Annotated in this window: 12 protein-coding genes; 5 read left to right on the top strand and 7 right to left on the bottom strand. The window is 70.4% G+C overall.

All coding sequences use genetic code 11. From position 1 onward, the window contains the following. Positions 1-58: 58 nt before the first annotated feature. The 3 genes from Dvina_RS02190 to Dvina_RS02200 are packed head-to-tail and all read left to right on the top strand — an operon-like array spanning position 59 to position 3,549. Positions 59-2,458 (top strand): D-alanine--D-alanine ligase family protein, encoded by a 2,400-nt coding sequence (locus Dvina_RS02190; protein ID WP_223100699.1) that lies wholly within the window; start codon positions 59-61, stop codon positions 2,456-2,458. Positions 2,459-2,497: 39 nt separating this feature from the next. Next, the gene (locus Dvina_RS02195; protein WP_223100700.1) at positions 2,498-3,082 is read left to right on the top strand and encodes a MarR family transcriptional regulator; all 585 of its coding nucleotides are present in this window, start codon (positions 2,498-2,500) and stop codon (positions 3,080-3,082) included. A gap of 2 nt (positions 3,083-3,084) precedes the next feature. Then, positions 3,085-3,549 carry a hypothetical protein gene (locus tag Dvina_RS02200; RefSeq protein ID WP_223100701.1) on the top strand — a complete coding sequence of 155 codons (465 nt, stop codon included), beginning with the start codon at positions 3,085-3,087 and terminating at the stop codon, positions 3,547-3,549. A 10-nt stretch (positions 3,550-3,559) separates the two neighbouring features. Here the strand turns inward: Dvina_RS02200 and Dvina_RS02205 are convergent, their stop codons facing one another. Genes Dvina_RS02205 through Dvina_RS02215 form a run of 3 tightly spaced genes read right to left on the bottom strand, consistent with a single transcriptional unit; the run spans position 3,560 to position 5,398 of the window. Beyond that, positions 3,560-3,727: an excalibur calcium-binding domain-containing protein gene (locus tag Dvina_RS02205; protein ID WP_223100702.1), complete on the bottom strand. Its 168-nt coding sequence runs from the start codon at positions 3,725-3,727 to the stop codon at positions 3,560-3,562. A 28-nt stretch (positions 3,728-3,755) separates the two neighbouring features. Next, positions 3,756-4,910 (bottom strand): aminotransferase class I/II-fold pyridoxal phosphate-dependent enzyme, encoded by a 1,155-nt coding sequence (locus tag Dvina_RS02210; RefSeq protein ID WP_223100703.1) that lies wholly within the window; start codon positions 4,908-4,910, stop codon positions 3,756-3,758. Beyond that, the gene (locus Dvina_RS02215) at positions 4,907-5,398 is read right to left on the bottom strand and encodes an Lrp/AsnC family transcriptional regulator (protein ID WP_223100704.1); all 492 of its coding nucleotides are present in this window, start codon (positions 5,396-5,398) and stop codon (positions 4,907-4,909) included. The genes Dvina_RS02210 and Dvina_RS02215 overlap by 4 nt, the downstream gene beginning before the upstream one ends. Before the next feature lie 147 nt (positions 5,399-5,545). Between Dvina_RS02215 and Dvina_RS02220 the strand changes: the two genes are divergently transcribed. Both Dvina_RS02220 and alr read left to right on the top strand, forming a co-directional pair. Then, positions 5,546-6,829: an RNA-guided endonuclease InsQ/TnpB family protein gene (locus Dvina_RS02220; protein WP_223100705.1), complete on the top strand. Its 1,284-nt coding sequence runs from the start codon at positions 5,546-5,548 to the stop codon at positions 6,827-6,829. A 141-nt stretch (positions 6,830-6,970) separates the two neighbouring features. Continuing rightward, positions 6,971-9,457: an alanine racemase gene (gene alr / locus Dvina_RS02225; RefSeq protein ID WP_223100706.1), complete on the top strand. Its 2,487-nt coding sequence runs from the start codon at positions 6,971-6,973 to the stop codon at positions 9,455-9,457. A gap of 30 nt (positions 9,458-9,487) precedes the next feature. On the opposite strand, the gene Dvina_RS02230 is transcribed toward alr, so the two are convergent. The 4 genes from Dvina_RS02230 to Dvina_RS02245 all read right to left on the bottom strand — a co-directional run bounded on the left by Dvina_RS02230 (position 9,488) and on the right by Dvina_RS02245 (position 12,979). After that, positions 9,488-9,718, bottom strand: coding sequence for a hypothetical protein (locus Dvina_RS02230; RefSeq protein WP_223100707.1), 231 nt, complete (start codon positions 9,716-9,718; stop codon positions 9,488-9,490). A gap of 74 nt (positions 9,719-9,792) precedes the next feature. Continuing rightward, entirely contained in the window at positions 9,793-10,758 is a 966-nt protein-coding gene (locus Dvina_RS02235; RefSeq protein ID WP_223100708.1) for a hypothetical protein, read from the bottom strand. 69 nt (positions 10,759-10,827) lie between these two features. Beyond that, the gene (rnhA, locus tag Dvina_RS02240) at positions 10,828-11,274 is read right to left on the bottom strand and encodes a ribonuclease HI (RefSeq protein ID WP_223100709.1); all 447 of its coding nucleotides are present in this window, start codon (positions 11,272-11,274) and stop codon (positions 10,828-10,830) included. Positions 11,275-11,302: 28 nt separating this feature from the next. Continuing rightward, positions 11,303-12,979 (bottom strand): beta-1,3-glucanase family protein, encoded by a 1,677-nt coding sequence (locus Dvina_RS02245; protein ID WP_223100710.1) that lies wholly within the window; start codon positions 12,977-12,979, stop codon positions 11,303-11,305. Between the last annotated feature and the right edge of the window lie 133 nt (positions 12,980-13,112).

The following is a 13,112-nucleotide window of genomic DNA, read 5'->3' on the forward strand; positions in this document are numbered from 1 at the left end:
ATCAGGCCCCGGTGTAAGGTAGCCCCGTTCGCAAAGAGGCCGGTATGAAGAGGAACTGATGGTCGACGTTGCGCTGCTGCTGGGCGGCCCGTCCGAGGAGCGCGGAATCTCGCTCAACTCCGCACGCTCCGTAGCGGACCACCTGGAGGGCGCGGTCGTCACCCTCACCGAGATCATCTTCTTCGACCGTCAGCTGCGGCCGTACTCGATCCCGCGCGGCCTGCTGTACTGCAACACGCCGTCGGACTTCGACTTCAAGCTCGCCCACGAGGGCCGGCCGCTGACCGAGGACGAGCTGATCGAGCGCCTGCGCCCGGCGGGCCTCGTCTTCCCCGTCATGCACGGTGAGTTCGGCGAGGACGGGCAGGTCCAGGCGCTGCTGGAGAAGGCCGGGGTGCCGTTCGTGGGCACCGGCGCGCAGGCGTGTATGACGGCCTTCGACAAGTACCAAGCCAAAAATGCCCTTGATGCTGTTGGTATTGGCGCGGTGCCCGCCGTCCTGGTCCACGCCGGGATGTCCGACGCGGAGGCCGAGCGGGTCGTCGCCGAGGCGTTCCCGGACGAGGCGAAGCTGGTGCTCAAGCCGGCCAAGGGCGGGTCCAGCATCGACGTCTTCGTCGCCCGGGACCGGGCGGCGGCGACCGACATCCTGCGCACGCTGCGCCAACGCCACGACCGCATCGTCATCCAGCCCCGCATGGGCGGGCACGAGGTCACCACCATCGTGCTCGAGGGCGAGGACGGGCCGGTCGCGCTGATCCCGGTCGAGATCGAGCTGCAGAACCAGGTAGGCGACGACGAGATCTTCGACTACCGCCGCAAGTACCTGGCCAGCAACGACTCCCACTACCACTGCCCGCCGCCGCGGGACGACGAGACGATCGCGCACATCCAGCGCACCGCGGAGGCCGTGTTCGCCTCCCTCGGCCTGCGCGACTTCGCCCGCATCGACGCCTGGCTGCAGCCCGACGGCTCGGTCCTGGTCTCCGACGTCAACCCGATCAGCGGCATGGAGCAGAACAGCTTCCTGTTCATCCAGGCCGCCCAGCTCGGCATGACCCACGCCGACGTGCTGCGCGAGGTCCTGCGGGCCGCCGCCCGCCGCAACGGCCTGCCGTTCGCCGTCTCCTACGACACCACGATCCAGACCGGCGAGCCCGTGGCCGTCCTCTTCGGCGGCGCGACGGCCGAACGCCAGGTGTCGGTGCTGAGCGGCACCAACGTGTGGCTCAAACTCGCTCGTTCCGAGAAATACGCGCCTGTTCCGTACCTCCTGGCGCCGGACGGCACCGTCTGGCAGGTCTCGTACTCATCGGCGCTGCGCCACTCGGTCGAGGAGATCGTGTACGCCTGCCGCGACGGCCTGCGCCTCGAAGAGCGCCGCCGGCGGCTGGCCGAGCAGATCATCACGCGGCTCAAGCTGCCCGCGGAGGCCCTCAGCACTTCGGTCGCGCCGCCGGTGCAGCTGACGATGGACGAGTTCCTCGACCGCCACGACCTGGTCTTCATCGCCCTGCACGGCGGCGCCGGCGAGAACGGCACCCTCCAGGAGGTGCTCGACAGGCACCGGATCCGCTACAACGGCTCGGGCCCGGCCGCGTCCCGGCTGTGCGCCGACAAGTACGAGACCGGCCAGGTCATCGCCACGCTGGAGAGCGAGGGCATCCACACCGCCCGCCGCGTCCGCGTCGACGTCCCGGCCACTGTCGACGGCCCCGCCGTCGAGACGCTCTGGCACGACATCATCACCGAGGTCACCGACACGCGCGTGGTCGTCAAGCCGCTCGACGACGGCTGCTCGGCCGGCATCGTCCCGCTCGGCAATGCGGCTGACCTCGGCCGGTACCTCGAGCTGATCAACGCCAACGCCCGCCGCATCAAGGGCGCCGGCTTCTCCCTGCTGAGCCCCGACCAGCTGGTCGAGATGCCGACGAGCCGCCCCCAGCACCTGCTCTTCGAGGACTACATCGACACCGACGACGTCCGCGTCGACGACCACTCCGGCCAGGCCGAGCTGTCCTGGGGCCGCGACCGCGACACGGGCTGGATCGAGGTGACGGTCGGCGTCATCGGCCCCCGCGGCGCGATGGTCGCCATGAACCCCTCCATCACCGTGGCCAGCGCGGGCATCCTGAGCCTCGAAGAGAAGTTCATGGGCGGCACCGGCATCAACATCACCCCGCCCCCGGCGCCGCCCCTGGGCCGCGTGGAGCCGGGCGCCGTCGAGGCCGTCCGCACCCGGATCGCCCGCGTGGCGAACGTCCTGGGCATGGAGGGCTACGGCCGCATCGACGCCTTCATGCACCGCAAGACGGGCGAGGTGATCATCATCGAGGCCAACTCGCTGCCGGGCCTGACCCCCGCGACTGTCTTCTACCACCAGGGCCTGGCCGAGGACCCGCCGGTCCCACCCCGCCAGATCCTCGAACGCATCCTGGACCTCGCCACCCACTCCTGACGTGGAAGCTTGCACAGGATGCAAGGTACTATGCATCCTGTGCAGGTAAGGTCTCGGCTGCTGCCACTGCTGCGCTCGCCGCTCCTCGGTGAGCTGCTGGCTTGGCTGTACCTGCACCCCGGCGACAGCTCCTCGGTGGCGGAGCTGTCCCGCCGCTTCGGCACCTCCCAGTCGACGGTCAGCCGGGAGGCCGACCACCTGGTCCGGGCCGGCCTGCTCCGCGAGGAGCGGCGCGGCAACCTGCGCCTGCTCCAGGCCGACCTGACAAACCCGCTCGCCCGCCCGCTCACCGACCTGCTGGCGCTCACCTACGGCCCGGCCGCCGTGCTGGCCGACGTCCTGCCCGCGATCGCCGGCGTGGAGGCGGCGTACATCTACGGCTCCTGGGCGGCCCGCTACGCCGGCGAGGCCGGGCCCCCGCCGGTCGACGTCGACGTCCTCGTGGTGGGCGACGCCGACGAGGACGACCTGGCCGACGCCGCCCGCGCCGCCGAACGCCGGCTCGGCCGCGAGGTCAACATCCACCGCGTCTCCGCGGCCGCCTGGCACGCCCCCGGCGACGACCCGTTCCTGACGTCGGTCCGCTCCCGCCCGTCGTACGCCATCGTGGAGCCGGAGGCCTGACAATGAGATGGCAGCAGGGCCGCTCGACACTCGACGCCATGCTCGCCCGCGGCGACCTGGAGCGCGTCCCCGCCAGCCGCGACCACGCCGAGCTCCTCCTGGCCCAGTCCCGCCGCCACCTCGCCTCCGCCACCGCGATCGCCGCCACGGACCCGGCCGGCGCCTACCAACTCCTCTACGACGCGGCCCGCAAGGCGCTCGTCGCGGTGCTGGAGAACCAGGGCATCCGCGCCACGAGCCGCGGCGGCCACATCGCCGTCCGCGACGCGGTGACGGCCCAGCTCGACCCGCCCCTGGGCGCCGCCCTACGCCCCTACGACCGCCTCCGCCGGCGCCGCAACCAGGTGGAGTACCCGGCCGCGGGCGCCCCGGCCGTCAGCCCGGACGAGGTCGGGCGCGACATCCCCAAGGTCGAGCAGATCATCGACCTCGCCGCCCGCGTCCTCGACCAGATGGAGCCGCGCTGACCCCGGCTCGCTACTCGCAGGCCACGCCGTCGCCGTCGCGGTCCAGGGCTTTGCGGTAGCCGGGCTCGCCGCGGTAGAGGGGGGCCGCGCCGGCCTGCCTGGCCTCGGTGCAGTTCGTGTAGTAGACGAGGCAGTAGCCGTGGTCCTGCCGCGGCCTGGCCTCCTCCGGGACGATCATCTGGAGGTAGCCGGCCGGGGCGTGTCGCTCATGTCGCCAGCGCGCTGATGAAGCGGCCCATGCGCTTGACGGCCTCGTCAAGCAGCGGGAGGGCCGTGGCGTAGCTGCAGCGGATGTGGCCCTCGCCGCTCGGGCCGAAGACGCTGCCCGGGACCACTGCCACGCGCTCGGCCTCCAGCAGGCGCTCGGCGAACGCCTCCGAGGAGAGGCCGGTCGAGCGGATCGAGGGGAAGGCGTAGAACGCGCCCTGCGGCTCGTGGCAGGTCAGGCCGATCTCGTTCAAGCCCTTCACGAAGACCCGGCGGCGGCGGTCGTAGTCGGCGACCATCTCGGTCACCTGGGACTCGCCCGAGCGCAGGCCCTCCAGCGCGGCGGCCTGGGAGACGTGGGGGGCGCACAGCATCGTGTACTGGTGAATCCGCCCGGCCAGCTCCAGGATCGGAGCCGGGGCGCAGATGTACCCCACCCGCCACCCCGTCATCGCATGCGCCTTCGAGAACCCGCCCAGGACCACCGTGCGGTCGCGGGCGCCGGGGAGCGAGGCCAGGCACGTGTGCGGGGCGTCGTAGCTCAGCCGCTCGTAGATCTCGTCCGACACCAGGTACAGGTCGTGGCGCACGGCCAGCTCGGCCAGCTCGGCCAGGAGCGACGCCGGCTGGATCGCGCCTGTCGGGTTGGACGGCGACGAGACCAGGATCGCCTTGGTGCGGGGCGTGATCGCGCGCTCGATCTCGTCGATCAGCAGCTCGAACGTCGGCGACGAGGGCACGTAGACCGGGGTGCCGCCGGCGAACGTCACGCACGGGCCGTAGGCGACGTAGCACGGCTCGGGGATGATGACCTCGTCACCGGCGTCGAGCAGCGTCCGCATGACCAGGTCGAGACCCTGCGACACGCCCGAGGTGATCAAGCACTCCGTGGCGAAGTCGAAGCTGACCGCGTACCGCTGCGAAAGGTCCGAAACGATCGCCTGGCGCAGCTGCGGAAGCCCGGCGTTGGACGTGTACGTCGTGTAGCCCTGCTCGAGCGCGTAGATGCCGGCCTCGCGCACGTGCCAGGGCGTGACGTAGTCCGGCTCGCCGACGCCGAGGGAGATGACGCCCTCCATCGTGGCCGCGATGTCGAAGAAGCGGCGGATGCCCGACGGCGGGCAGGCGGCGACGATCGGGTTGAGCGGCTTCACGGCGTGACCGGGAGGCGACGGTCGGGAATCGGGGCCGCGTAGAGCTCGTCGTCGTCCTTGTAAGTCTTCATCACGAAGTGCGTGGCCGTCGCCGTGACCCGCTCGATCGTCGACAGCTTCTGCGCCACGAAGTCCGCGATGTCGTGCATGCTCCGCCCGGCCACGACACAGCGCAGGTCCTGGGCGCCGGAGACGAGGTACACCGAGCGCACCTCCGGAAAGCGCGAGATCCGCAGCGCCACGTCGTCGAACCCCAGCCCCCGGGCCGGCATCACGGCGACGTCGATGAACGCGGTGATCAGCTGCTCACCGCTTATCTCGCGCAGCCGGTCGGCGTCGACCACGGCCTTGTACCGCCGGATCACGCCCTGCTGCTCCCACGCCGCGACCTGCGCCCGCACCCGCTCGACGTCGATCCCCGTGAGGTCCGAGATCCGTTCGGGCGTCGCGTGCGCGTCTTTCCGGAGGATCTCCATGATCTCCAACACCGGGCAATCTTACTGTCCGTGCAGCAGCGCACTCCAGCCCGACGCGGCTCGCAACAACGATGTGGATGCTGTCGTGACCACCCGGATATCGAACCCATGTGCTAAAACAAAGCCATGCCTCGCCGGCGGAGCCCTGATGCGCCACGGGTGGTGTACCGCACCGCCCGGGTCGGGCTACGGCTGACCAACGCACAACGGAACCGCTGCTTCGGGCTGCTGCGTTCGGCGGGCGACGTGTGGGCCTGCGTCCTCGAGCTCAACGCATGGCGGCGGCAGCGACACGATACGCCGCTGGTGGCATACCAGGCGTTGTGCCGCGAGCTGGCCGCGTCCGGTCCCGAGACGTTCGCCGGACTCGACAGTGTTGGCGCCCGGTCGGTCCTGCGCCGGTTCTCCGACGCCTGGTTCGCCGCGGCGAAGCGGCGCAAGGCCGGCGACCTGGCGGCGCGATTCCCCCGCCGCCGACGCGCATTGCTGCCGGTGCGCTGGTATCACGGCACCTTCGTGCTGAACGGGCGACGACTGCGCCTGCCGTCTGCCGCCAGGGGTGCGCCGTTCTGGCTCCGGCTGGACCGAGAGGTGCCATACCCGGCGGAGCAGGTCCGGTCCGTGACCCTCCTCGCCGACGGCGGGCGACTCTGGATCGAAGTCACGGCAGAGGTTGCGATCGTGAGTTATCCGGCCGGGACGGCCCCGGAACCAGATCGGAAGGCCGGGGTAGATCTTGGCATCATCCATCGCTACGCGGTAGCCGGGCCGGACGGTCAGGCGTTGCTGGTGTCGGCCCGAGCGATCCGCGCCGAGCAGCACCTGCATCTGGCCGACACCAAAGGCCGTCGGCGCGCCGTGGCCCGCCGAGCGCCCAAGCCCGGACGGCGAGGGTCGAGAAGATGGCGAAAGTATCGGCGCCGCACCCGCCTCGTCGAAGGCCGTCACCGGCGTCGAATTCGCCAAGCGCAGCACGAAGCCGCTCGATCCGTCGTGGCCTGGGCCGTCGAACAGCGCATCGGCACCCTTGCGGTCGGTGATCCCCGCGGCGTGCTCGCACTGAAAAGCGGGCGGAGGCACAATCTGCGGGTCAGGAACTGGCAGGTCGGCCGGAGCATCGCGATCCTGCGCGACAAGGCAGAACTTGCTGGGATCGCCGTTCACCTCGTCGATGAGCGGGGCACCTCCTCCACGTGCCCGGTCTGCCGCAACCGCGTTCCCAAGCCGCCCGGCCGCACCATGGCCTGCACGTCCTGCAACGCAACCGGTCACCGCGACCTGCTCGCGGCGGCCAACATCGCCACCCGTGCACCTGCGGGCGGCGGTCTTGTCCAGCCGGCAGTACCGCCCGCTGTGATCACGCACCGTCGAGCCGGACGGCACCTTCCCGGTGCCGGACGGTCCCGGCGTGACCCCGTCGCCCGCACCGATCACCCGGTGTGACGCCGGTGGCGTCAGTTGGCCGCCTGAGGTCCGCCCCGCCCGAGGCAGCGGGGAGTCGCTCGTACGCATCCTGCGGCGAGGAACCATGAACAGCGCCACGGCCCAGGCAATGTTTACGGTTTCAGGATTACTATTCCGCGAATGGACCCAGTCTCGGTCGCCGGGGTGGCGTCGATTGTCGGCGGTAAGGTGCACTTCCAGGGCGAAGAGCGCGAAGTCGGCAGCGTCGCGATTCACTCGGACCGGTTACAGGCCGACAGTCTGTTCTTTGCGCTCAATGGGGTTACTGACGGTCACCGGTTCGTGGCGCGGGCGCTCGCGAACGGGGCCATTGCGGCGGTTGTGGACGAGGCGCGCCTGGCCGAGCTGCCCGCGGGGCAGGGGACGCTCATCGCCGTCGCCGATCCGCTCGCGGCGCTGCAGGCGATGGCGGTCTGGTGGCGGCGGCAGCTCAGCTCGACGACGTTCGTGGCCGTCGTGGGCAGCAACGGCAAGACGCTCACCAAGGATGCGCTCGTCGGGCTGCTCGCCGGGCACCGCACCACGTACGGCAGCCCGGGCAGCTACAACAGCCAGCTCGGCGTCGCGCTCTCGGTGCTGCAGTGCCCGAAGGACGTGCCGGTGGCCGTGATCGAGGCGGCCGCGACCGAGCCCGGGGAGATGGCCCGGCTCAAGCGGATGGTCGACCCGCACGCCGTCGTGTTCACCAACCTCGGCTCGCGCAGCGGGCAGAACTTCGGCAGTCGCGACGAGCACGCCCGTGAGCTGCTCAGCATGGCGGCCGGCCTGCCCGAAGACGGGTGGCTGCTGATGGGCGAGGACGATCCGGGGGTGATCGCCCAGGCCCGGCAGATCGTGCCGGAGCGCCAGATCCAGAAGGACGCGCTGCCCCGCCTGACCCGGCAGCGCCACGTCGAGCGGTCGTCGCTGGTGCGGGCCGCGCTGCCCGACGGCACCGAGGAGGACCTCCTGGTGGCGACGCCGTCACCGGAGGTACTCAAGGATCTGGAGCTGGCGATGGGTGCGGCGACCCTGCTCGGCATGCGGGGCGCCGACCTGCTGGCCGCGGTGGCCGACTACACGCCGCCGTCGACGCGGATGCAGATGTGGCGGCGGCCCGACGGCGCGACAGTCGTCGGCGAGCTGGCCAACATCGACCCGCTGGCGCTGAGCAGTGCGCTGCGGACGGCCCGCTCGCTCATGGGCGCACAGGGCCGCACGCTGATGATCATCGGTGATCCGCTGGCCGGGCTGACCGCCGAGACCGCCGAGGCGATGGCCCGCTGCCTGCGTGCCGAGAACGTCCAGCTGGTCTGCGGCCTGTCGGCCGACACGCACGGCCTGATCGAGGCCGCGCTGGTCGGCAGCGACGTGCGGGTGCACCGGTTCGCCGACGAGGACCGCATGCGCGCGTTCGTGGCCACCGAGCTGCGCCCGGACGACGTGGCGCTCGTGCACGTCCCGCGGGACACGATGGTCACCGACTCGTGGATGCACCTGGTGGAGACGGCCGCCGCGACCCGGCTCTACGTGGACCTGGCCGCGGTCAAGGACAACGTCGCCGCGTTCCGCAAGCTCGTCGGCCCGCACACGAAGCTGATGGGCGTCGTGAAGGCGGAGGCCTACGGCACCAACCCTGTGACAGTCGCGCACACCCTGCGCGAGGCGGGCGTGGACTGGCTCGGCGTGGCGACCGCTGACGAGGGGGTGGCGCTGCGGCGGGCCGGAGTACAGATGCCGATTCTGGTGTTTCTGGCGGTTCCGGGGGATCTCGATCGGCTCGTCCGCAACCGCTTGACGCCGTCGCTGTACTCCATGGAGATGTACGACGCCGCCTGCCGGGCCGCGGCCGGGAGTGGGCGGCGCCTCGACGTGCACGTCGAGGTCGACTCGGGGATGCATCGCAGCGGGCTGTATCCGGAGGCGGCGATCGAGCTGCTCGGGAAGCTGCGCGGCCACGAGCACCTGCGGCTGGCCGGCCTGATGAGCCACCTGGGCTGCCCCGACGACCCGGACGAGGACGACCTGACCCGCGAGCAGCTCAAGCGCTTCGGCTCGGTGTGCGCGGCCGCCGCCGAGCTCGGCTTCGAGGATGTCGTGCGGCACACCGCGGCGACGGCCGCCACGATCCGCTTCCCGGAGGCCCGCTACGACATGGTCCGCATCGGCCTGGGCCTCTACGGGCTTCAGCCGTCGACCGCGACCAGCAGCCTCATCACGCTGACACCGGGCGTGGGCCTGGTGTCACGGATTGTCGAGATCCACAACATGGTCCCGGGCGAGCGGGTCGGCTACGGCGGCCTGTTCCGCGCGCAGTCACCGGACACTCGCATCGCGCTCATCGCGGCCGGCTACTACGACGCCGTCCCGCGCGCGTTCCGCAAGGTCGGGTACGTCCTGGTGAACGGCCGCCGCTGCGAGATCGCCGGCACCATCTCCATGGACTCGATGGCGATCGACATCACCGGCCACCCGGACGCGGAGGTCGGCTCCGACGTGCTCATCTTCGGGCAGTACGCCGGCTTCTCCACCCCGATCGAGCAGGCCGCCGCGGCGATGGACACCGTGTCACACGAGGTCCTGACGCAGGTCGGCCCGCGCGTTCAGCGGATCTTCACCCAGCACTAGGCAGTGGCCGGGGCGACGGCGAGCGGGGCCTCACCGACTGGGTGAGGCCACCAGCTCGCGCCACTCGGGGCGCCCGCCCATCCAGGCGTCGGCGAGGATCTGCGCCGCGGCCCGGCTGGGGCACTCGTGCTTCTTCGTGGGGCCGGAGGCGCCGCCGGTCTGCGCCTGGACTTCCCACTGCGGTCCGTTAGAACAGAGATACACATCGCGTCGACCGCGCCCGCCGTGTACGCCGTTCCACCAGTGCCGCTCGACTGTCATGAACAGACCGTACCGGGCTGGAGGCCTTGAGCGGAATCCGCCGACGTCAACCGGTTGTTCATACTACTCAGACATCATGGCTCGATTACGGAGCGTGCCTGCCGGCGGTACGCGAACCAGAGCAGCACCATCGCACCGGCGGAGAAGATGACGTTGCCGGCCAGATCGACGGCGAGATCGGCCCCGCCGACCGGATTCTGGACGAACGAGTGCCAGGCGTAGGTCAGCAGCGCGGCGGCGCCGATGGCCAGGCGGTGCGCGTCGCCCCAGCCCGCCCGGGCCGAGAACAGCGCGGTCGCGACCAGGAAGGCGACGATGCCCGCGGCGGCGACGGCCACGCCGACCCAGACCGGGATGGCGTCGACGGTGGCGATGAGGATGAACGCGCCCGCCGTCACCAGCGTGGTCACGAACACGACCCAGGGGCGCGGGGCGGTGCCGGTGGGGGTCGCCGAGCGGAACCGGATGAGCGCACCGGCCGCGACGAGCGCGAGCACGAGCACGATGGTGACGGCGTACTGGGCGGGGCTCGCCGAATAGGGCCACATCGCCTGGGTGACGGCCGCGGTCGCCGCGGCACCGAGCACGAACAGGATCGAGATCACGATCAGGCCCCGGCGCTTGAGCCACGGGGCCGTACGCCGCTCGCCGGCGAAGCCCTCCATCAGCAGGATCGGTGCGCAGATGCTCCAGAAGACGTGGATGCCGACCACGAACAGCGTCCACGGCACCCCGATGCCGAGCGCGGGGATGTACCCGGGGTCGAGCAGGTGCTGGTCGACGTAGTTGGGGTTGAACAGCGACTGGGTCAGCAGCCCCTCCTCCAGCACGCCGTAACCGGTGGCCAGCAGGAGCATGTTGGGCCAGCCCAGGCCCCGGCGGCGGGCCAGCTCACGGATCAGCAGGGCGCCGCCGCCGTAGAGCGGGGCGTAGATGATGATCGCCGGCAGCAGCACGATCGGGGTGTTGCCCAGGAGGAACTCCCCGACGAGCGGGGCGAGGAAGAAGAGGCCGAGCACCAGGGCGTTGCGCTTGATCATGCCTACAAATAGACGCCTGTGGACGGTCCATCACCCGGTACATGCGCAGCGCATCGCCCGGTACAAATGTCATGCCCCGCCCGTGGCCATCCGCAGGCCCTTGGCCGCCAGGCGGTCGGCCCGCTCGTTCTCCGGGTGCCCGTTGTGCCCCTTGACCCAGTACCACTCGACCTGGTGCTTGGCGACGAGCGCGTCGAGCTCGGTCCACAGGTCGACGTTCTTGACCGGCTGCTTGTCCGACGTCTGCCAGCCGTTGCGCTTCCAGCGGGGTACCCAGGCGGTGATGCCGTTGCGGACGTAGGAGCTGTCCGTGTAGAGGTGTACGACGACCGGCCTGGTCAGGCTCTCCAGCGCCCGGATCGGCGCCGTCAGCTCCATCCGGTTGTTGGTGGTCGCCGCCGCCTCGCCGCCACACAGCTCCTTCTCCACCGCGCCGTAACGCAGGACGGCGCCCCAGCCACCCGGTCCCGGGTTTCCGCTGCAAGCGCCGTCCGTGTAAATCTCTACGTGGGTCACATACGTATTAAAGGCCACCGGCCCGCTGTCACACCGTGTGCCACTTCTGGTTGGCCGTGCCGCCGCAGTCCCACAGCTGCAGCCGCGCGTCGTTGGCCGGGTTCCAGTCCTTGATGTCGACGCACTTGTTGGCCTGCGGGTTGACCAGGTCGCCGGCCGCGCTGAGCACGAACTGCTGGGCCGCGTTGCCGGAGCACGTGGCGATCTGGATGTTCGCCCCGTTCGCGGTCGAGCCCCAGGCCACATCCATGCACTTGTTGTTGTCGGTGCGCAGCGTGCCGTTGACGAACGTCCACTTCTGGTTGGTGCCGCCGGTGCAGTTCCACACGATCAGGAACTGGCCGTCGTTGAAGTTCCAGTTCGGCACGTCGATGCACTTGCCGTTCCAGTTGCTGGCGACCGCCTTCACGTTGCCCGGGTTGGCCGGCGGCTGCGTGGTGCCGCCACCGGTCGGCGGCTGGGTCGTGCCACCGCCGGTCGGCGGCTGGGTCGTCGTCGGCGGAGGGTTGGAGCCGCCGGTGAACGGGCTCAGCGTGATGCCGGCCGAGCGGGGGTCGCCGTCGTGCACGAGCGACTCCTGGTTCTGCACGTCGTCGAACGCGAAGCCGTAGGCCTTGCCGTCGGCCATGTTCGCGTGGATCAGCCGCGAGTAGTGGTTGGTCAGCGCGCTCTTGTAGAAGTCGGCGGCGGTACCGCCGGGCTGCGTGTCGATGGTGCCGAGCGTGCTGCGGTGCAGCGCCGCGCAGAGCGTGCGCGCGATCGGGCCGACGACCTGGTCGTTCGGGGCACCGAGGGCGCCGTCGCAGCCCCAGACGTTCGACGTCGACGGGCGCTGGAACGAGGCGACCTGCTGGCCCGAGCCGTTCGTGAAGTTCATGACGGTGCCGCTGGTCCGGCCGAAGTACTTCACGTTCGGCTGGTCGGTGAACGGCACCACCGTCAGGGTCTTGGTGGTGTAGGCGTTCCAGGCGTTGGCGATGTACGGGTCGAGGTACGTGGCGCTGAACAGCCCGGCGTCGGCCGCCTTCCCGGGGCTGAGCACCCGCAGCACGGTGCCGTCGCCGCGCGTCACGACCGTGTTGCCCCAGCCGGCCTGGGCCTTGATCTGGTCGATGACGTTCTGCCGGCCGTTGGCCTTGAGTGCGCCGGTCGTACTCGTCGTGCCGTTCGATCCCGTGACGCTCACGGCGTGCGGCACGGCGAACATGTCGACCTGCGAGCTGTTGAGCCACAGACCCGAGTCGTTGTAGGTGAACTCGCTCCAGTCGAACAGGATGTCGTGGTTCGGGTCGCCCGCGGCCCACGGCGCCGGCTGGACCAGCCCGTCGGGGGTCAGGAAGAACTTCAGCTTCTCGCCGAGCGACATGTACACGCGGCCGGAGAGGTTCTTCGGCAGCTGGATCGTCTTGCTGGCGCCGTTGACCGGGCCCGGGATCGACACGTCGGGGGCGGGCATCGGCGGGTTGGTGCCGGCCGACCACTGCGTGAACGTCCCGTTGGCGGAGACGTACCCGAGCTTGCCGGTGCTGAGGTTGGTGCCGAGGACGTACAGGTAGACAGAGTCCCCGCGGCCCGTCGTATTGGTGACGTTGAACGGCAGCAGCGACGGGCCGGCCGCCTGAGCCGACGGCAGGGCGGCGATGGCCACGGGTATCGCGGCGGCGACCAGGGCCGCCGCGCCGAGCAGCTTTGTCCTCAAACGCACGGGAACTCCTAGGGAAGATCGTGAGAGCGCTTTCAGGGTCGCGGCCAGGAGGAACGCGAGTCAACGGAAGCGAACAAGACCCAACGATCTCTTAAGGATGTGTTGAGATAGACGGGTCTAGAAAACCGTACGT

Origin of the sequence: Dactylosporangium vinaceum, from assembly GCF_019904175.1 — a bacterium.
In the GTDB taxonomy this organism is placed as follows: domain Bacteria; phylum Actinomycetota; class Actinomycetes; order Mycobacteriales; family Micromonosporaceae; genus Dactylosporangium; species Dactylosporangium vinaceum.

What these genes read in the sequence shown, in the direction of transcription:
- Dvina_RS02190 (WP_223100699.1), top strand. Translation starts at nt 59, where the DNA reads ATGGTCGACGTTGCGCTGCTGCTGGGCGGCCCGTCCGAGGAGCGCGGA.
- Dvina_RS02200 (WP_223100701.1), top strand. Translation starts at nt 3,085, where the DNA reads ATGAGATGGCAGCAGGGCCGCTCGACACTCGACGCCATGCTCGCCCGC.
- Dvina_RS02205 (WP_223100702.1), bottom strand. Translation starts at nt 3,727, where the DNA reads ATGATCGTCCCGGAGGAGGCCAGGCCGCGGCAGGACCACGGCTACTGC.
- alr (WP_223100706.1), top strand. Translation starts at nt 6,971, where the DNA reads ATGGACCCAGTCTCGGTCGCCGGGGTGGCGTCGATTGTCGGCGGTAAG.
- Dvina_RS02230 (WP_223100707.1), bottom strand. Translation starts at nt 9,718, where the DNA reads ATGACAGTCGAGCGGCACTGGTGGAACGGCGTACACGGCGGGCGCGGT.
- Dvina_RS02235 (WP_223100708.1), bottom strand. Translation starts at nt 10,758, where the DNA reads ATGATCAAGCGCAACGCCCTGGTGCTCGGCCTCTTCTTCCTCGCCCCG.